16 protein-coding genes are annotated in these 17,985 nt (G+C 62.7%); 4 read left to right on the forward strand and 12 right to left on the reverse strand.

The window, feature by feature from the left end:
* Nucleotides 1-11: 11 nt before the first annotated feature.
* Nucleotides 12-1,061 carry a 3-carboxy-cis,cis-muconate cycloisomerase gene (locus BW978_RS07005; RefSeq protein WP_076393589.1) on the forward strand — a complete coding sequence of 350 codons (1,050 nt, stop codon included), beginning with the start codon at nucleotides 12-14 and terminating at the stop codon, nucleotides 1,059-1,061.
* Here BW978_RS07005 and BW978_RS07010 read toward each other — a convergent pair whose 3' ends face one another.
* From BW978_RS07010 to BW978_RS07030, 5 genes are all read right to left on the reverse strand, one after another.
* Nucleotides 1,062-1,256: a zf-HC2 domain-containing protein gene (locus BW978_RS07010; protein WP_076393591.1), complete on the reverse strand. Its 195-nt coding sequence runs from the start codon at nucleotides 1,254-1,256 to the stop codon at nucleotides 1,062-1,064.
* Nucleotides 1,253-1,885: a sigma-70 family RNA polymerase sigma factor gene (locus tag BW978_RS07015; RefSeq protein ID WP_076393593.1), complete on the reverse strand. Its 633-nt coding sequence runs from the start codon at nucleotides 1,883-1,885 to the stop codon at nucleotides 1,253-1,255. Before BW978_RS07015 ends, BW978_RS07010 begins: the two co-directional genes overlap by 4 nt.
* Before the next feature lie 109 nt (nucleotides 1,886-1,994).
* On the reverse strand, nucleotides 1,995-2,426 hold the full coding sequence (locus BW978_RS07020) for a DUF3429 domain-containing protein (protein ID WP_076393595.1): 432 nt from the start codon (nucleotides 2,424-2,426) through the stop codon (nucleotides 1,995-1,997).
* A 2-nt stretch (nucleotides 2,427-2,428) separates the two neighbouring features.
* Complete coding sequence (locus BW978_RS07025) at nucleotides 2,429-3,418, reverse strand: NAD(P)/FAD-dependent oxidoreductase (RefSeq protein WP_076393597.1); 990 nt, start codon at nucleotides 3,416-3,418, stop codon at nucleotides 2,429-2,431.
* A gap of 45 nt (nucleotides 3,419-3,463) precedes the next feature.
* The gene (locus tag BW978_RS07030) at nucleotides 3,464-4,360 is read right to left on the reverse strand and encodes a LysR family transcriptional regulator (RefSeq protein WP_076393599.1); all 897 of its coding nucleotides are present in this window, start codon (nucleotides 4,358-4,360) and stop codon (nucleotides 3,464-3,466) included.
* Nucleotides 4,361-4,493: 133 nt separating this feature from the next.
* Between BW978_RS07030 and BW978_RS07035 the strand changes: the two genes are divergently transcribed.
* Nucleotides 4,494-6,068: a proton-conducting transporter transmembrane domain-containing protein gene (locus tag BW978_RS07035; RefSeq protein WP_076393601.1), complete on the forward strand. Its 1,575-nt coding sequence runs from the start codon at nucleotides 4,494-4,496 to the stop codon at nucleotides 6,066-6,068.
* Between the two features lie 4 nt (nucleotides 6,069-6,072).
* Nucleotides 6,073-8,487: a YbcC family protein gene (locus tag BW978_RS07040; protein ID WP_139330382.1), complete on the forward strand. Its 2,415-nt coding sequence runs from the start codon at nucleotides 6,073-6,075 to the stop codon at nucleotides 8,485-8,487.
* A 51-nt stretch (nucleotides 8,488-8,538) separates the two neighbouring features.
* Here BW978_RS07040 and BW978_RS07045 read toward each other — a convergent pair whose 3' ends face one another.
* The 7 genes from BW978_RS07045 to BW978_RS07075 form a co-directional block, all read right to left on the reverse strand.
* Complete coding sequence (locus tag BW978_RS07045) at nucleotides 8,539-9,672, reverse strand: glycoside hydrolase family 88/105 protein (RefSeq protein WP_076393603.1); 1,134 nt, start codon at nucleotides 9,670-9,672, stop codon at nucleotides 8,539-8,541.
* A gap of 6 nt (nucleotides 9,673-9,678) precedes the next feature.
* Nucleotides 9,679-11,190, reverse strand: coding sequence for a polygalacturonase PglA (locus BW978_RS07050; protein WP_076393605.1), 1,512 nt, complete (start codon nucleotides 11,188-11,190; stop codon nucleotides 9,679-9,681).
* Between the two features lie 11 nt (nucleotides 11,191-11,201).
* Nucleotides 11,202-12,458, reverse strand: coding sequence for an ABC transporter substrate-binding protein (locus tag BW978_RS07055; protein WP_076393607.1), 1,257 nt, complete (start codon nucleotides 12,456-12,458; stop codon nucleotides 11,202-11,204).
* Nucleotides 12,459-12,492: 34 nt separating this feature from the next.
* The gene (locus BW978_RS07060; RefSeq protein WP_076393609.1) at nucleotides 12,493-13,605 is read right to left on the reverse strand and encodes an ABC transporter ATP-binding protein; all 1,113 of its coding nucleotides are present in this window, start codon (nucleotides 13,603-13,605) and stop codon (nucleotides 12,493-12,495) included.
* Between the two features lie 4 nt (nucleotides 13,606-13,609).
* The gene (locus tag BW978_RS07065) at nucleotides 13,610-14,386 is read right to left on the reverse strand and encodes a carbohydrate ABC transporter permease (protein ID WP_348529161.1); all 777 of its coding nucleotides are present in this window, start codon (nucleotides 14,384-14,386) and stop codon (nucleotides 13,610-13,612) included.
* Between the two features lie 134 nt (nucleotides 14,387-14,520).
* A complete protein-coding gene (locus BW978_RS07070; RefSeq protein ID WP_076393613.1) occupies nucleotides 14,521-15,405 on the reverse strand; it encodes a carbohydrate ABC transporter permease in 885 nt (294 codons plus the stop codon).
* Nucleotides 15,402-16,808 (reverse strand): family 4 glycosyl hydrolase, encoded by a 1,407-nt coding sequence (locus tag BW978_RS07075; RefSeq protein ID WP_076393615.1) that lies wholly within the window; start codon nucleotides 16,806-16,808, stop codon nucleotides 15,402-15,404. Before BW978_RS07075 ends, BW978_RS07070 begins: the two co-directional genes overlap by 4 nt.
* 164 nt (nucleotides 16,809-16,972) lie before the next feature.
* On the opposite strand from BW978_RS07075, the gene BW978_RS07080 reads away from it, so the two are divergent.
* Nucleotides 16,973-17,887: an AraC family transcriptional regulator gene (locus BW978_RS07080; RefSeq protein ID WP_244551913.1), complete on the forward strand. Its 915-nt coding sequence runs from the start codon at nucleotides 16,973-16,975 to the stop codon at nucleotides 17,885-17,887.
* Nucleotides 17,888-17,985 lie beyond the last annotated feature (98 nt).

Here is a 17,985-nt window from a genome sequence, read left to right on the forward strand (position 1 = left end):
CTGAGATCAGCATGACCGCATCCGTCTTCGACCATCCGATCCTGTCTGGCCTTCTGGGCGATGACGAGATCGGAGCGCAGTTCTCGGCCGCAGCCGAGCTTTCGGCCATGCTGCGTTTCGAGGTGGCGCTTGCCGAGGCGGAGGCTGCCGAGGGCGTGATCTCTGGTGAATCCGCGGAAGCGATTGCGGCGCTGCCGGAAGCGTTCGTTGCCGATCTCGACGCCCTGAAGCAGGCGATCGGGCGTGACGGTGTTGTCATCCCCGATCTCGTGCGGCAGTGGCGGGCGGGGCTCGGCGACGCCGGCAAACATCTCCATTTCGGCGCAACCAGCCAGGATGCAATCGATACCGGTCTGATGCTGCGGCTGTGTGCTGTGCTTTCAATCCTCGATCAGCGTCTGCCGGCCATTATTTCGTCGCTTGACGGTTTGGAGACGCGCTTCGGCACCCAGCCCCTGATGGGGCGCACGCGTATGCAGGCGGCGATCCCGATCACGGTTGCCGATCGGCTTGCCACGTGGAAGGGTCCAGTCGTCGCCCATCGGGCTGCTGTTCAGGATATGCTGAAAGCTGGTTTGCCGCTTCAGTTCGGCGGCGCTGCGGGCACGCTGGAGAAGCTGGGTGACAAGGCAGTTCCGGTTCGCATCCGACTTTCAGAAATCCTGAAGCTTTCTGACCGGCCGCAATGGCACAGCCAGCGGGCGGTCATTGCCGAGATCGGCGGTCTGTTCTCCCAGATCAGCGGCAGCCTCGGCAAGATCGGCCAGGATCTGGCGCTGATGGCGGACAATGGAACAGCGGTGATCGGCGGCGGCGGTGCCTCATCCGCCATGCCGCACAAGCGCAATCCCGTAAAGGCCGAAGTCCTCGTCACGCTCGCCCGGTTCAACGCGGTGCAGATCTCCGGACTGCATCAGGCGATGGTGCATGAGCAGGAGCGGTCGGGTGCTGCCTGGACGCTCGAATGGATGATCCTGCCGCAGATGGCGATCACGACGGGCGCTGCGACACGGCTCGCAACGGATGTCCTCCAGTCGATCGAGGACCTTGGCGATCGCTGATCAGCGCTCATCCGGATCAGAGGCGTCGGTCGCGACATAGCGGCGGGTCGCCTTGCGCATCATCCCGATCTGCCGGACAAAGCCCGAGCAGGCGTCACAGCCGAAGAGATGCAGCCGCAGACGAAATGTCTCGCCAACCGACAGGCGTCGGTCGAGTTTGTCCGAGGCGAGTTTCGTGGCATTCTCGCACATCATGACAGGCTCTCCTCCGGTGCAAACCAGTGCCCTTCGAGGCAATTGCGCAGACGCAGCCTGGCGCGATGCATCAGGACATGCATGTTGGTGGTGGTGATGCCGATCTCGGCACAGATTTCTGGTGTCTCCATCTCGACGAATTCGCGCATCATGAAGACGCGGCCCTGGTCGGGCGGCAAATGGTCGAGGCAGGCCTCGAAGACCCGCCAGAAATCCTTGCCCAGCAATTCGACCTCCGGATTGCCCCAATCGCTCGGCCTGTTTTCCGGGGCCCAGGAGCCCTTGGCGTCAAAGTAGCGAGGCTCATCTTCATCCGGGAAGTGACCAAGTGGCATCGCGATCATCTGCGATTGGCGGCGCTTGAAGCGGATCTGGTCGGCAATCTTGTTGCGCAGAATAGCAAAGACCCAGGTGCGGAAGGCGGAGCGTCCGGCAAACGCCTTGGCGTTGCGCAGCGCACCCGCCAGTGCCTCCTGCACCGCATCTTCGGCAAGGCCGGGATCGGCAAGCTGAAGGCTCGCAAATTTCAGCATGCGCTGGCGCAGTTCCGCCATGTAAACAGCATCGGCCAGGAACGGTGCGGCTGCACCGTTTCCGCCGTTCAATTCCTGCTCGCCCGCATTCGCCATCATGATCCCCCGGACATTGCCCGCGCCTGCCAAGATCTAGCGTGCCACACAGCACGCCCCCATTTGTCGCGGCTCCCCAGGGCATATTACAGCAAGGAACAAAAAAATCTCATGTCAGGATCATCACCACAGCGTAGGCGGCGACGACCAGGAGCGTGACATTGCGCCGAAGCGCCAGATACCAATCGGGTTGGTCGCCTTTGCGTTGGATGGAAAGATCGCTGGCGAGGAGGGCGAGAAACACCGCCATATGCAGCGCCATCGTCAGAGTAGGCAGAGACGTGTGGAGCAGCAGCGCGCCGATGGCTGCGAGGGCCGCGACATTGCTGACAACGAGCATCAGCTGAGGTTTCTCTGCCTTAATCTGTGCCTGGCTCCAGAGCGTTCCGGCCATAAAGCAGGCGATACCCGTGCCGTAGGCGACAAAGGCCTGAGCGGCGAGGACCGGTTGGAAGCCCAGCATCTGGGCCAGCCCGAGCGCCCAGAAAGGCAGCGCGCCGGCATAGGTCAGGAGTTTGGTAAGCGCGGGGTCGCGGTACATTGTCAGGCTCCTCGCAGACGTGTGATCAGCCGTTCCGACAGGGCCGTGGCGCTTTCGACAGCGGCCTCGACGCGGTTGCCGAGGCACCAGTCGCCGCAGGCGCCGAGGCCGAGGTCATCATCGAAGAGGAAGGGTTCGCCGACTGCTTGTTCGACATTCGCATAACGCCAGCGATGCAGGTCGAGCCAGGCGGCCGTGGAGAAGTCCCTGCCGAGAAGTCGCTTGAGAGACTGTAGCATCTCCGCCTGTACCTCGCCGCGGTCGCGCTCCAAGTTGGCCTCGGCCCAATCGTTTCGGCTGTGGATGGTGAGTGCGGTCTTCTCGGATCGGCCCGGCTTGCTTGCCTCGACGGCAATCCAGCTGAGAACGGGATCTTCGATGCGCGCGGCGTCGAAGCCGGGGTCCAGTGGTGCGTCGAGGCCAATCATCAGGGTGAAGCAGCCGCTCATTTCGACGGTCTTCAGGGCGGCATTGCCAGCAAAGGTCTCCGGTATCAGCCTGATAGTCTGCGGAGCAGGGGCGGTAGAGATGACAAGATCGAAACGGCCAAGATCTTTGTCCTCGTTGTCGCTCAGGACCCAGCCATCCCCGGAGGCCGCAAGCCGTGCGACGGTCGCTTCTTTGCGGATCTCAAGCTCCACGGCCAATCCGTTGGCGAAACCGCTCATGGCGGGGAGGCCGATATAGCGCGGCTCGGGAGGGCGGGTGTCTGTCACAAGGCCGTCTGCTTTCAGCGTATGAACTGCCTTTGGCCAGATACCGGCATGACCCGCCTTGATGGCATCTTCCGCAACCGACCGGAATGCCGGCGAGCGGGCGGTAAAATACTGGGCGCCATGGTCGAAGGAAAACCCCTCGCGGCGGCGGTTTGCCATGCGGCCGCCAAGGCCCCGGCTCTTTTCAAACACGGTGACGTCGGCGTGAGCGGAGAGATTGCGGCCGAGCGTGATACCGGCAATGCCGGCTCCGATGATAGCGATGGATGTCTTCACGCGGTCCCCTTCTCAAATGCTTGATGCGCTTGAGCTTTACGTTGTTCAGGCGCCAGCGGTTTTGCCGTCCTCGCTCGCTTCTAGCAGCGGCCGGATGAGCGGGTTCGGAAAACGCCGCTTCACGGTGACGGCAAAGAAGGATTCGATCATGCCGGGCAGGGCGTCGAACTCGACCAGCGTGCCGGCTTCAAGCTCGCCCTTGACGACGATCGGCGGGAGAACGGCAAGGCCCGCTCCTTCTCGGGCTAGCAGACGCATCATCGCCATGTCATCGACTTCGGCAGCAATCTGCGGCGTGATGCCAAGGCGCGCGACGAGCGCTTCGAATTGCGAGCGCACGCCGCTTTCGAGTGTCGGCAGGATGACGGGGTGCTCGGCCAGCAGGTCGGCAAGCGTCGCGCCCGGTTTGCCATAGGACGGTTTGCCGATCAGGCTGACCCGCTGCTGATAGACATGCTGGGCGATGAAGGGTGTTACGGAATCGGCCATCGGCGCCTGGTTGAGCAGGACGATGTCGAGGTTCAACGTTTCGAGCGCGCCGAGAAGCTCACTGGTGCTGCCCGAGCGCAGGATCATGTCGACGTCGGAGCGCCCGAGGATCGGACGCAGAAACTCCATCTGAAAGTTGCGCGACAGCGTGGCGAGCGCGCCGATACGGATTGCGCGGCGGGTTCTGCCTGTTTCCTTCAGCGTTTCGACCAGTTCTTCGCCGGCCGAAAAGATCGTGTCGGCATGGTCGAGCGCGATGCGTCCCGCTTCCGTGAGATAGAGCTGTCGACCACGACGCTCGAATAGAGAGTGGCCCAACCGCTCCTCCAGCTGCTTGATCTGGATCGAGAGCGCCGATTGCGACAGGTTCAGCCTTTCGGCCGTGCGGGTCAGGTTGCCGTCATGGGCGACGGCGCGGAAATAGCGGAGGTGATGATAGTTCAGCTCGGACATAGTTCTATTTTATAGAACGAATTTAGAGAAACAATGAATTTTTCTTGTGATCGCGCCGCTGATAACAGGTCCGTGAGATCGCCGCTGCCTCCTCCCAAGCAGCGGCCCAGACCGGAGACATGCCGTGACCCATATGTTGCCGCTTCTCGCACCGCTGCTGCTTGCCGGTGCCTCGCTTTATGCCTTCCAGGCGCCCGGCCTTCGCCCGCGCCAGGCGATCCGCGTTGCCGAACTCGCAGCTCTCGGTTCGATCCTCGTCGCCGTGCTTTCCGCTGTCGTGCTGGTGCTGCAGGGGCCGGGCACGAGCCCGGCGATTGGCTACGGCTACTTCGCACTTGCCTCGCGGCTTGATCTTGTCAGCTTGGTGATGCTGCTGCTTGTATCCTTCATCGGCTGGGTGGTGCTGCGTTATGCCGGCACCTTTCTCGACGGGGAGGAGCGGCAGGGCCCGTTCACCGGCTGGATGACGGCAACGCTTGGCGCCGTCCTTCTGTTCGTCCAGTCGGGCACGCTGCTGCAGCTCGTCATCGGTTGGGTCGCCACCAGCCTGCTGCTTCATCAGCTGTTGCTCTTCTATCCTGAGCGGATCGTCGCCCAGCGCGCGGCGCGTAAGAAGTTCATCGTCTCGCGCATGGGTGATGCCGCCCTGATCGGTGCCGTCATTCTTCTCGCCATCTCCTTCGGAACCGGTGATATAGCGACCATTCTCGCCGCGGCCCGCGAGGGCGAGGGGTTGCCGCTGACGATCGCATCCGCCGCCCTGTTCGCCCTTGCTGCGCTTCTGAAGTCTGCTCAGTTCCCGACCCATGGCTGGCTGACGGAAGTGATGGAAACGCCGACCCCCGTTTCGGCCCTGCTGCATGCCGGTGTGGTCAATGCCGGCGGCTTCCTGCTGATCCGCTTTGCCGATGTCATGCTGCAGGCGCCGGTGGTGCTTGCGGTGCTGGTTATGATCGGTGGCTTCACGGCGCTGTTCGGCAGTCTCGTGATGCTCACCCAGTCGGCCGTGAAGACCTCGCTTGCCTGGTCCACAGTCGCGCAGATGGGCTTCATGATCCTGCAATGCGGTCTGGCGCTCTTCCCGATCGCGCTTCTGCACATCGTCGCCCATTCGCTTTACAAGGCGCATGCCTTCCTCGCCTCCGGCTCTGCCATCGAGACGGTTGCCTCGATCCGGCGCCCCGGTCCGGTCGCGATCCCCAACGCCAAGGCGGTCGGGCGCGCCTTCCTGCTGGCGCTTGCCATCTATGCCGTCATCGGGCTGCTCTTCGGCTTTGCCGACAAGCCACCGCAGGCTTTGGCGCTTGGTGCAATTCTGATCTTCGGCGTCGCTTACTTGATCGCTCAAGGGTTGGCGGATGCCGCTCCTCGGGCGCTGACCTGGCGCACCTCGCTCTACTCGATCTCGGCGGCCACGGCCTACTTCGCCCTGCAGCGCATCTCCGACAAGCTGATGCTCGGCACGCTGCCGGCGACCCCACAGCCCGGGCCGCTCGAATGGACGCTGATGCTGCTCGCCGTTGTCACCTTCGGCGTGGTCGCGGTTGCCCAGTCGCTCTTCCCGCTCTGGGCCTATCATCCGGCGGCGGCGGGCCTACGCGTCCATCTCGCCAACGGCCTCTACGTCAATGCCCTCTTTGATCGCCTGCTCGGTGGCTGGACGCTTCCGCGCACCCCCTCCGCAACGCCTGCTTCCATCAAGGAGTGAACCGATGACCGAGATGACCACGATCGACACCCTGCATGGTGAAGCACTCGCGCGCGCGGCTGATCAGGCCGTGCGGGCGATCCCGCCGGCCTGGCCGCTGACGGGGACCGTTGCCGTCAATCCCTTCCTTGGACAGGTGACGGAAACGCTGGATCAGACGGCAGCACGGCTCGCCCGGATTGGCGGTGTCAGGCTCGCATTGCCGCGAAAGCACTATGCCGACCAGATCGCGAAGGGCGAGATCACCGATGAGGATCTGGTCGCTGCGCTTCAGTCGAGCGCGCTTTTCAACCGTATCGACTTGCCGGCGCTCAAGGCTGCCGTTGGTGAGGAGCCGCAGCCGGTTGCCGCACTCCCGACGATCGCGGAACTGGCCGCACGGGCTAAGGGCAAGGATTGGCCGGGCCTCGTCTCCGAGCGGATCGGCAGTTTTGCGGCCGGCTTCTTCGATCAGGGCCAGGCGCTCTGGGCCGCTTCCCGGCGGAACGGGCTCTACGCCGCCTGGCGTGCCTTTGCGACCCATGACCTGACGCCTGAGATCTTGGGGCTGAAGGGCTTCAGCATCCATGTCGACGAAACGCCGGAGACGCCGCATGCGGCGATCGAACGGGCGGCCGTTTTGCTCGGCCTTGGCGCTGAACCCGGCACCTATTTCCATCAGCTGCTGCTGACCGTCGGCGGCTGGGCGCAGTATGCGCGCCACATCCAGTTCAAGGCCGAGGTCGAGGGCCGGACGGATACCACGGCGCTTGAACTGCTGGCGATCCGGCTCGTCTTCGAAGAAGCGCTCTATGCGCGTCACAAGACTGATATTGAGAGCGAGTGGCAGCAGGTGCGGCGCGCCCATGTCGAGCCGGTCAGCCCTAATTTCGATACCGTCATCGACGGTTTGCTGCAGGTCGCTGCCGAGCGGGCGGCGCAGCGGAAGCTTGCGGCCACGCTCGCTATGCCCTCGCCGATCAAGGTTGCCGAGTTGCGGCCAGTCCTGCAGGCGGCCTTCTGCATCGACGTGCGCTCGGAAGTCTTCCGCCGCGCGCTCGAAAGCGTTGATCCGGCTGTTCGCACGCTCGGCTTTGCCGGCTTCTTTGGTCTGGGTGCAAGCCATAAGGGCTTTGCCTCTGACGTATCCGAACATCGTCTGCCGGTGCTTTTGAAGCCCTCCGTCTTCAGCTGCAGCGCTGTGGATCACGATGAGGATGCCGATCAGCAGGCGCGGTTCAGCGCGCGTGCCACCCGCGCCTGGGGTCGCTTCAAGCTCGCCGCCGTCTCGTCTTTCGCCTTCGTCGAGGCGATGGGCCCCGTCTATGCCGGCAAGCTGATGCGTGACGGTCTGGGCTTCGGCAAGGGCAAGGGGCCGGATGCCGCCAAGCCGCGCTTTGCCCCGAGCCTCGATCTCGACACGCGGGCGGTGATTGCTGAAACCGTGCTCAAGGCGATGTCGCTGACGGAAGGCTTTGGCCGCTTCGTGCTGATCTCCGGCCATGGTGCGAATGTGGTCAACAACCCCTATGCCAGTGCCCTTCACTGCGGCGCCTGCGGTGGCTATGCGGGTGACGTAAATGCGCGGCTGCTGGCTGATCTGCTGAACGACCGCGCCGTGCGGGAAAAGCTGGCGGTGAACGGGTTCACCATCCCGGCCGATACCGTCTTCCTCGGCGGCCTGCATGATACGACGACGGATGCCGTGACGCTGTTCGAAGGCGACCTGGAGAACGACCTCGCAGCGGAGGATATCGTTCGCATCCGCCAGTGGCTTGCCCAGGCCGGCAGCCTGACGCGGGCCGAGCGGGCGCGGCGCCTTCCCCGGGCTTCTGCGCAGAGCGTCATCGAGCGCAGCCGGGACTGGTCGGAAGTGCGGCCAGAGCTTGGGCTTGCCGGTTGCCGCGCCTTCATCGCTGCACCGCGCGTTAGGACTGCGGGCCGGTCTCTGGAAGGTCAGGCCTTCCTGCACGACTATGTCTGGAAGAAGGATGAGGGCTTCAAGATCCTCGAACTGATCCTGACAGCCCCCGTGGTCGTCGCGAGCTGGATCAGCCTGCAATACTTCGGCTCGTCGGTTGCGCCCTCGCTCTTCGGTGCCGGCAACAAGCTCCTGCACAATGTCGTCGGTGGCATCGGTGTCGTCGAGGGCAATGGCGGAATCCTGCGCGCCGGGCTTCCCTGGCAGTCAGTGCATGACGGGGAGAATTTCGTCCACGAGCCGCTGCGCCTGACAGTTGCCGTCGAGGCTCCGAAGGAGGCGATATCAGACATCCTGAAGCGGCATGCCCAGGTGCGGGCGCTGTTCGACAATGGCTGGCTGCATCTCTTCACGCTCGACGAACAGGGCCAGATGGCCTGGCGTTATGCCGGCAATCTGGGCTGGACCGATGTCCGTCCGGGTGCGGCATCGGATGTCGAGCAGAAGGCTGCGAGTTGAGTTTCAAGACAGGACCGTCGGCTCCCCCGCCGGCGGTCCATACGCTCCGCATCAGACGGCGTTCATCGCCGGCGGTCGCCGTCCCTCGCCTTGTTGGGTGAGGGCGAGGCCCTCTGCGAGCAGACGTTCGGCCGCCGCCATCATCAGCGGAGCCACACCCTTGATGTCGTCGGGGCGGATGGCTTCGGTGAGGTAATAGGCAACGCTGCCATCGCGATAGATACCGTGGAAGGGGCCGAGGCCCGCGACACAGCAGACATTCTGCAATTGTCGCCGCCCGCCCTCGACAGGTCTGACTTCAAGATCTGCAAGAGCCTGAAGCGCTGACCGCCCGAGCGCCGCATGTCGGTCGATGCCCAAGCGTTCGGACTTCTGCAGGGCGTAAGCGAACATGGCCGTTGCCGAACTTTCGGGGTAGTTGTCCCTCGTATCTGGCGCATCGATCACCTGCAGCCAGCGATGGTCTTTCGTCACCAGTACGGCGAGCCGATCGTTAAGCGTTGCCAACCGCGCCGACAGGTCGCGGCGCATGCTGCCTTCCGGCAGATGCTCGATCACGTCGACAAAGGCCATGGCAAGCCAGCCTATGGAGCGCGCCCAATGGGCTGGCGATAGACCGGTGTCGGGATCAGCCCAGTCCTGCAGGCGCGACTCGTCGTAGCCGTGGCGATAGAGGCCGGAGGCTCCGTCGAATGTCAGGTCGAGCGCCGTGTTGAACTGGGCGATCGCGTCGTCCACGAGGCTCTGATCACCCAATGCCAGGCCAAGCTCGACCTTGAACGGCAGCGCCATATAGAGGCCATCTAGCCAGACCTGATGCGGATAGCGCAGCTTGTGCCAATAGGGGCCGCTTGCGATGCGGGGATGATGGGTCAACTGGCGACCGAGCTGTCGTGCTGCATCGAGATAGCGGGCCTGGCCCGTCAGCCGGTGGAGGTAAAGCAGTGCATGTCCGGGTTGAATGTTGTCGATGTTGAATTCGGTGATCCTGTAGTCGGCGAGACCGCCGTCGGCATCCACCTGGGCGTCGACCAGACGGGTCAGGTGGTCGAGCCAGCGCCGGTCGCCCGTCGCCTCATGCAGCGTGATGAGGCCACGATAGAGGCAGCCGTCCTCATAACACCAGGCACCTGCCTTGTAGGGTTCGTAATCGCGGGCGTAGTCGTCGAAATAGGAAATCAGCATCGGTCTTCATGGGTCCGGGTGAATGGAAGCGGGTGAGAGGCCCGTCAGACGACTGAACCTCGTGTTTTCGGCAATGATGCCGGCATGGCGAAGCTCCGGCAGATGACAGGCCATCTCCGGCATGGCGGGTTTTGCATCGGCGCTATAGGCGATGCGCATACCGTCGATCGACACTGCATCGATGGTCGATTCCGGCAGCCCGTAGAAGACGGCGGCCGCCGTTTCCGCGCCTGAAACCTCGAGATTGCGGATGTCGATCCCTTCGATCTTCGGCGTGTTCACGGAGACGGGCAGGGCGATCCGGGATTGGACATAGTCGGAGCGGCCATCGGCATCGCAGAAGTAGAAGGCGTTGACGGCGATCGGGGTCGCGACATCCTGCATGCGGCAGTCATGGACACGGATGTTGGAGACGCTACCGCCACGGCCACGCCGGGTCTTGATGCGCAGGCCCCGATCGGTGCCGATGAAATGGCAGCGGCTGATCGTGACGTCGCTGATGCCCTGGCTCATCTCGCTGCCCATGACCACGGCGCCATGGCCGCGCTGCATCAGACAGTTGCGGATCTCGACATTGTGGGTCGGCCGATCCGGGCCGCCGCGCGGATCGCGCTTACCGGCCTTGATCGCCACGCAATCGTCGCCGACGGATATGTCGAGGCCGATTAGGCGAATGTTCTGGCCGGATTCGGGGTTCAGGCCGTCGGTGTTGGGGGTGTCAGGATGGTTGCGGATCGTCAGTCCCGCCGCGAGAACATCCTCGCAGAGCACGGGATGCACGGTCCAGGAGGGGGAATTCTGGACGGTGATGCCGGCCATGGTCAGATCACGGCAGCCGGACAGGAAGATCGTGCGCGGGCGCCGGGCTCCGTCGCGGGTTTCCTTCGGCCAGGTCCACCAGTCGCCGCGGTCGCCGCCGCCATCAACGATACCCTTGCCGCAGATCGTCAGGTTGTCGCAATCGATGGCGTTGAGGAGGCTTGCGAAGCAGGCTTCCGCGACCCCTTCCCAGGTGCCGAGCACGCGTCCGTCCGGATGCCGGGCGGATAGGATCGCGCGCCCCTCGCGGGTGCCGATGTCCCGCAGAACCGCGCCCTGCTCGATTAGCAGCGTCATATCACTCTTCAGGAAAAGCGGGCCTGAAGTCCAGGAGCCGGCGGGCAGCCGGAGTGTTCCACCCGCCGGCACCGCAGCGATCGCGGACTGGATCGCCGTGGTATTGTCGAGGCTGTCAGGGCTTGCGCCATGGTCGCGGATATCGACCAGGGCCGTCTCGTCGGCTGTACGAAAGGTGATGCCACCGATAGCGGTCGAGACGCGGTACTCGCTCTCCGGTTCGAGACCGTCGAGGGACAGCACGACCGAGGTCGCGCTGTCTGTCTTAACCGTCGTGCCGTCTCCCAGCTGCAGCACCCAGGGCAACGCCCGGTCGAGGGCGAACAGATGCGCGTCCGCCTCGATCGTGAGTGTTGCCGTCCTTGATGACAGGTGCAGCAGCTGAATGGGGCCGTCGGTCAAGATCGTCCTCCTCAGATGCCGGTGAGTGCGCTGTTGATGCCGTCGATGATCTCGGCGGCAGCGTCTTCTGCGGAAGCCTGGCCATAGGCGAAGGCTTCGAAAGTGCTGTCGAAGACATCCGTCACGCGCGGATGTTCGTTGAGCGGCGAGACTCCGACGCCGTTGCTTTCCAGGACGATCTTGTTGGCCTCAACCTGCACCGGCTCGATCGAGCCGGCCTTGGAGAGTTCTTCGAGCGCGATCTTGCTGGAGGGTACGCCACGGGTCGCGCCAAGGATCTTGATCGCTTCCGGATCATTCAGCAGGCAGTTTACGATCTCGGCGGCGGCCTTCGGCTCCTTGCTGTTCTTCGAGATGGCCAGGAGCATCGAGGGCTTGCGATAGACGCCTTCGGTGGTTGCGCCTTCAATCTGCAACAGCTTGACGGGCACGAGTTGCTGGCCTTCCGCCATCGGACCGGAGATCTTGCCGTAGGTGCTGTCCCACTGGTAGGTGCCTGCGATCTTGCCGGCGGCCCAGGCCGGGTTTTCATGCAGCGGCGCATTGCCGCCGGCGGCCACGTCCTTCCAGGACTTGATGACGCCCTGGTCGACCATGGTCTGGTAGAAGTTCAGGCCCTCGGCCAGTTCTTCCACGGTCCAGGCAACCTGGTTGGTGGCCGGATCAATCAGGTCCTTGCCGGTCTTTTGCGTGGTGCGCAGGATTACGACGAGGCGGGCGTCCAGCGCCGTGCCTTCGAAGGGATAATAATCCTTGCCGAGCTTTTCCTTCATGACCGGCGCTGCGGCAAGCAGTTCGTCCCAGGTGGTCGGGATGGCCAGGCCCGCCTTGTCATAGGTGGTCTTGTTGAACATGAAGACGCGGCCGGTGGTCGAAACGGGCAGGCCGTTCAGCTTGCCCTCGACGGTGCCGCCCCTCAGGTCCGCTTCTGACCACTGGCTCAAGTCGATGACGTCCTTGAACTCGTTCAGGTCGACGAAGCCGTCGCCGCTTTTCGAGAAGATCGGCAGCCAGGGCCAGTTGATCTGCATGATGTCGGCTTCGGTGCGACCGGCGAGCTGGGTGGTGATCTTCTCCTGGTGGCCGGTCCAGCCGGTGAATTCCGGCGCAATGGTGTGGCCGAACTTGCCGCCGCAGAGCTTCAGGGCTTCCTGCGTGGCGATATGGCGGTCGTCGCTGCCCCACCAGGACATGCGCAAATCGGCGGCATAGGCAGTGCTTAGGCTGGTGGCCGCAAGAAGTGCGGCGGTCATGATCAAGGTTCTCATTCTGGCTCCTCCCAAGTTGGAACGATGACGGCTTTCAGTCGGCGAGCGAGATGTTCTCGCCCGTCATGCGGTTGAAGATGTGCGTGGACCGGATGTCCGGGCTCAGCCAGACGCGGTTGTCGCGGATCGCGGACCGGTCGTACTGGCTGGACGGCACGACGGCGATGACGCGCTCGCCGCCGATATCCACGTAGAGATAGACTTCGTGGCCCATGAATTCGACATGGCTGATGCGCCCCGACAGTGTGCCCGGCGTTTCGGGCGGCGCGATCTTCAAGTGCTGCGGGCGCATGCCGATGGTGACCTCGCGCGGTGCGTCCTGATGCAGCCGTTGCGCAAGGCCATCCATGATCGACAGGGTCTGGCCGGCGGTCACCAGTTCGCCGTTGCCGGCGAGTTCTGCCGCAATCAGGTTCATCTCAGGACTACCGATGAAGCTTGCAACGAAGGCATTGGCCGGGCGGTTATAGAGCGTCACCGGATCGGCCACCTGCATGATGTGCCCGTCCTTCATCACGCAGATCCGGTCGCCCATGGTCATCGCTTCGGTCTGGTCGTGGGTGACGTAAATGACGGTCGCGGCCATGCCGTCGGCCTTCAGCTGCTTGTGCAGATCGGTGATGCGCACGCGCATGGAGGCGCGCAGCTTGGCGTCGAGGTTGGACAGTGGTTCGTCGAAGAGGAAGACCTGCGGCTTCTTGATGAGGGCGCGGCCAACGGCGACGCGCTGGGCCTGGCCGCCTGAAAGTTGCTTCGGCAACCGGTCGAGCAGTGCGCCGATCTCCAGCGTGCCGGCCACCTTGTCCGTCGCCTCGTCGATTTCTGCCTGCGGGCGTCGTTTGAGACGCATGGAGAAGGAGAGGTTCTTCTTCACCTTCATATGCGGATAGAGCGCGTAATTCTGGAAGACCATGGAGATGCCGCGATCGCCGGGGGCTCTGTCGTTGACGAGCTCACCGCCGATGCGGATTTCGCCGCCTGTGATCCGCTCGAGGCCGGCGATCATGCGCAGCGTCGTCGACTTGGCGCAGCCGGAGGGGCCAACCAGGACCATGAACTCGCCGTCTTCGACTTCGAGGTTGATGCCATGCACGGCACGGAAGGCGCCATAGTCTTTTTCGAGGTTTTTCAGTTGCAACCGGGCCATGAGCTTATCCCTTGATGCCGCCGGCAGAGATGCCGTCGATGAAGTATTTCTGGGCGATGAAGAAGACGGTGAGGGCCGGTAGAAGCGTCAGCACCGACATTGCCAGCACCCGGTTCCACTCGAAGGCCTCCGTCGTGTCGATCGAGAGCTTCAGCGCCAGTGAGACGGGGAACTTGTCGACCGATGAAATGTAGATCAGCGGTCCCAAGAAATCGTTCATCGTCCACATGAACTGGAAGAGGCAGACCGAAATCAGGGCTGGCATCAGCAGCGGAATGACGATGAAGACGAGGACCTGCCAGGTATTAGCACCATCCACGCGCGCTGCTTCCTCCATGTCACGCGGAATGGCCCGCAGGAACTGCACCAGCATGAAGACGAAGAAGGCGTCGCCGGCAAAGGCCGAGGGGACCCAGAGCGGCAGATAGGTATCGAGCCAGCCGAGATCGCGGAACAGCAGGTATTGCGGAATGCGAGTGACGACATTCGGCAGGAGCAGCGTCGCGATCAGGGTTGCGAAAAGCAGCTTCTTGAACGGAAAATCGAAGCGGGCAAAGCCATAGGCGACAGCGGTGCAGGAGATCGCCGTGCCGATGATCTTCGGCAGCACGATCCAGAGCGTGTTCAGGAAGAAAGTGCCGAAGGTGTAGGGCGTCGAGGTCTGCCAGCCCCTGATATAACCGTCCGCCGTCGGGTTTTCTGGCCAGAAGCCGGGATTGGCGAAAATCTCCGAATTGGTCTTGAACGAAGCGCCGATCAGCCAGACCAGCGGATAGAGCATGATGAGGCCGACCAGTGTCAAAAGGGCATAGCGGAACACGGTTGTCAGCTTCTGTCGGCGCAGATCGCGGCGATTGATTTTGTCGACTTCGTCGATGTCTGCGGTCACGTGGTGGAGGGCGTGGTCTGTCATGATCAGCTCCGCTTGTCGCCGGCGTAGTAGACCCAGTGGCGCGAGGACCAGAAGGCAATAAGGGTGAGCGCCATGATGATGAGGAAGAGCACCCAGGCGATGGCCGAGGCATAGCCCATGTCGAAGCGCAGGAAGGCCTCGTCATAAATGTAGATCGGCAGGAAATAGGTGGCTTTCAGCGGGCCGCCCTGCGTGATGATGTAGGGGCCGTTGAACTCCTGGAAGGCCTGAACCATCTGCATGATCAGGTTGAAGAAGATGACAGGCGTGATCAGCGGCAGCGTGATGTGGACGAAGCTCTTCCATTTGCCGGCACCATCTATTGCGGCCGCCTCGTAGAGGCTCTTGTCGATGCTTTGAAGTGCCGCAAGGAAGATCACCATGGCCGAGCCGAACTGCCACACACGCAGCAGGGTGATCGTGAACATGGCATTGGTCGGGTCGCCGAACCAGTTGATGGGTTCGATGCCGATTGTTGCGAGACCCATGTTGATTAGGCCGACATCGGCGAACATGTAGCGCCACAGGACGGCAATGGCGATCGAGCCACCAAGGATCGAGGGCACGTAAAAGGCCGTGCGGTAGAGATTGATGAATTTCAGCTTGTAATTCAGGATCACCGCAATGAAGAGCGCAAAACACAGCTCCAGCGGCACCGTGACGAAGACATAGAACAGGGTGACGCTGAGCGACTTGATGAAGGTACGATCGCTGGTGAAGAGCCTGATATAGTTGTCCAGGCCGGTAAAGATCGGCGCGCTCATCAGATTGTAGTCGGTGAAGCTCAGATAGAGCGAGATGACGAAGGGCAGCGCCGTGAAGATCAGCAACCCGATGATGTAGGGTGCCAGATAGAAGAGCCCGAGATAACGGCTGTCTCCGCTCATGCCGCACCTCCGGCTTTGGCCAAGGTTTCAGGCAGACGATGCTGGGTGGCCGCGACCATTTCGCGGAAGAGGCGGGTCGCCTTTTCCTGGGACAGGGTGGCGACGAGCGGATCCGAGACAAAGAGCGGCAAGAGCGCGTCGAGATCGTCAGCCAGGACCGCCTCGACAAGCGCGGTTTGCCGGTCGGCATGGGGGCGGGCGAGCAGCTCGAGTGCCTGCGGTAATCGTCCAGCCGTAATGGGCTGGATGCCGAGTGCACTGAAGCGGGCGTTGGTTTCGACGATCGTGCCCTCTGCGAAGCCGGCGAGTTGCCCCCGGGTCGGCAGGTTGACGTTGCTCACATGCTCGGGGCCGCCCATCAGAGCCTTGATCTGCTCGACGATGGCTTCATCCGAGGCGCGGGCTGGCGGCAGGTCGGCACCCTTGTCCAGAGCATCGGCATAATCGACCTTTTCCTTTCGCTCGCGCATGCGGAACTCCACCGGGGTCAGGCCGAATTTCCATGCGGCGTGATCATCGAGATACCACGACTGGGGCAGGAACTCGACGAGATGGCGGTCGCCGGCAGCTGCCGCTATGCCGAAGCGAAGCGAGAGATCGAACTTCACGCGGAAGCTGTCGGTGAAGTAGCGATCGTGTTCGTTTGCAGGATCCAGCGGCGATTCCCGCCAGCCGGTCGCATGATGCTCTCTCGCGAAATCGAGATAGGCCGGCATCATGTCGATACCGCCGACCGCAGCCCGATCAACGAAGGTGAAGTGATTGATGCCGAGCACGTTCACCTTGGCATCGCGGTAGCCGTAGAGCACGTCGCCGGCGCGGCGGTTGGCAAGATAGGCTATGATCTTGCGGGTCTTGATGACCTCGTGGCAGGACCCCCAGGCACGGATCTCCGGAAAGACCGCGTAGAGCGTACCCGTTAGCACGGACATCGGGTTTGTCAGATTGCAGACGTAAGCCTCAGGGCAGTGGTTGGCGATGGCACGGCCGATTTCTGCGATCATCGGGATCGCCCGCATGGCACGGATGAAGCCGCCGGGGCCGACTGTGTCGCCGACCGATTGGCGGATGCCATGGCGCTCGGGGATCGCAATGTCGTTCGCCATGTCCTCGAAGGAGCCCGGCAGGATCGAGATGATGACGATGTCTGCACCGGTGAGGGCGGCTTCTAGCGTGCGTTCCGCCGTATAGGTGACGGGCGCCCCGGCCTCGCTGCGGGCGGCATAGCGGGTGCCAATGCGGGCGTTGCGCTCGGCGGCGGCATGGTCGAGGTCATAGAGCCGGACTGTCGCCGGCACCGTTCCATCCTGGGCGAGGTCGCCCATCAGCTTTGTCGCCCAGTTGAGCGAGCCACCGCCGACATAGGCGATGGTGACCGGGCGCGTGTATTCCGTTTTCTGCATCGCAATATGCAGGGTGGACGATGCCTCGACCGGCCCACCTCCGTGGCCTGTCTCGCTGTCTACCCTCCTCCTCCTGATATCCTCCCCGGCCTTCCCAAGGCGACCGGTCCTGTGTCTAATATCTCTTCAGACGTCTCGCGCGGAAATCGACAAAGAGGGGAAAAATGATGGACGAAACTGAAGGTAGCGTACTCAGCGGCATTCCGATGCAGGCGCTGGCGCTCAACCTGACACGTTCGACCATCCGCATGCAGCATTCGCAGACCTGGTCGATCGACAAATCGAACCGGGTGCATGATCTCGTGATCTGTCTGAGCGGTCGCGGGATCTATGAAGTCGAGGGGAAGACGGTGGAGATGGAGCCAGGTTCGGCGATGCTTTTGCCGGCCGATATGCGGTTCGTCGGGCGGTCGGCTTCGGTCGAGCCCTATACCGGGATTGCGCAGCATTTCACGCTGGATCTCTTCGGTCGCCTCGACCTGATCGCACAAATGGATCTCGCCTTGTCGGTGAAGTTCGCGCGTTGGGACATGCTGGAGAAGGTGGTTCGGCATTTTCGCGACACGGCGCCGCCCTATTCGACGAGCCTGCAGCAGCACCATGTCTTCATGTTCCTGCTGATCGAATATATCGAACAGGCCTTCATCGGTTGGCGCGAGCAGTCGGTCGGGACGGTCGCCAATCCCGACCAGCTGTCGCTGGCGATCATGGTCGCCGCCAGCCAGATTGCCGCCGATCCGCTGAACGAGGCGATCACCGCCCAGGTTCTTGCGGCAGCACCTTACAATCCGGATTATTTCAAGCGCGAATTCCGCAAGCGCGTCGGCTGGACCATGGACAAGTTCCAGGAGTTCAAGCGCATGGAACGCGCCATGGGGTTGCTGGCCGGTGGATGCACGGTGAAGCGGGCGGCCGCTCTCTCCGGCTATGCGGACGCCTATTACTTCTCCCGCATGTTCAAGCGCTACATCGGCATCAGTCCGCAGGGATACAGGGAAGCCGAGCGGCGTAATCGGGAAGGCGCGTTTCCGAGGGGTGAGGAGGATGGTCAGGTGGCCTATCCATTGCCGCGTGGCTGAGAACCTGTCTTATGACTTGCACATGGCGCGCGCACAGTCCGCGGTTACAGGTCCTCAGCTGAAAGATTTTATTTCTTGCCGCGCGATGCGCAACATGT

It is taken from the genome of Rhizobium sp. RU33A, from assembly GCF_900156055.1.
In the GTDB taxonomy this organism is placed as follows: domain Bacteria; phylum Pseudomonadota; class Alphaproteobacteria; order Rhizobiales; family Rhizobiaceae; genus Allorhizobium.

Excerpts from the sequence above, each read along its gene's own strand:
- BW978_RS07010 (WP_076393591.1), bottom strand. The coding sequence starts at position 1,256 with ATGATGTGCGAGAATGCCACGAAACTCGCCTCGGACAAACTCGACCGA.
- BW978_RS07015 (WP_076393593.1), bottom strand. The coding sequence starts at position 1,885 with ATGGCGAATGCGGGCGAGCAGGAATTGAACGGCGGAAACGGTGCAGCC.
- BW978_RS07065 (WP_348529161.1), bottom strand. The coding sequence starts at position 14,386 with ATGCTCTATCCGCTGGTCTGGCTGATCGGCGCTTCGTTCAAGACCAAT.
- BW978_RS07005 (WP_076393589.1), top strand. The coding sequence starts at position 12 with ATGACCGCATCCGTCTTCGACCATCCGATCCTGTCTGGCCTTCTGGGC.
- BW978_RS07055 (WP_076393607.1), bottom strand. The coding sequence starts at position 12,458 with ATGAGAACCTTGATCATGACCGCCGCACTTCTTGCGGCCACCAGCCTA.
- BW978_RS07040 (WP_139330382.1), top strand. The coding sequence starts at position 6,073 with ATGACCGAGATGACCACGATCGACACCCTGCATGGTGAAGCACTCGCG.
- BW978_RS07030 (WP_076393599.1), bottom strand. The coding sequence starts at position 4,360 with ATGTCCGAGCTGAACTATCATCACCTCCGCTATTTCCGCGCCGTCGCC.
- BW978_RS07045 (WP_076393603.1), bottom strand. The coding sequence starts at position 9,672 with ATGCTGATTTCCTATTTCGACGACTACGCCCGCGATTACGAACCCTAC.
- BW978_RS07075 (WP_076393615.1), bottom strand. The coding sequence starts at position 16,808 with ATGCAGAAAACGGAATACACGCGCCCGGTCACCATCGCCTATGTCGGC.
- BW978_RS07070 (WP_076393613.1), bottom strand. The coding sequence starts at position 15,405 with ATGAGCGGAGACAGCCGTTATCTCGGGCTCTTCTATCTGGCACCCTAC.
- BW978_RS07035 (WP_076393601.1), top strand. The coding sequence starts at position 4,494 with ATGTTGCCGCTTCTCGCACCGCTGCTGCTTGCCGGTGCCTCGCTTTAT.
- BW978_RS07060 (WP_076393609.1), bottom strand. The coding sequence starts at position 13,605 with ATGGCCCGGTTGCAACTGAAAAACCTCGAAAAAGACTATGGCGCCTTC.
- BW978_RS07080 (WP_244551913.1), top strand. The coding sequence starts at position 16,973 with ATGATGGACGAAACTGAAGGTAGCGTACTCAGCGGCATTCCGATGCAG.
- BW978_RS07020 (WP_076393595.1), bottom strand. The coding sequence starts at position 2,426 with ATGTACCGCGACCCCGCGCTTACCAAACTCCTGACCTATGCCGGCGCG.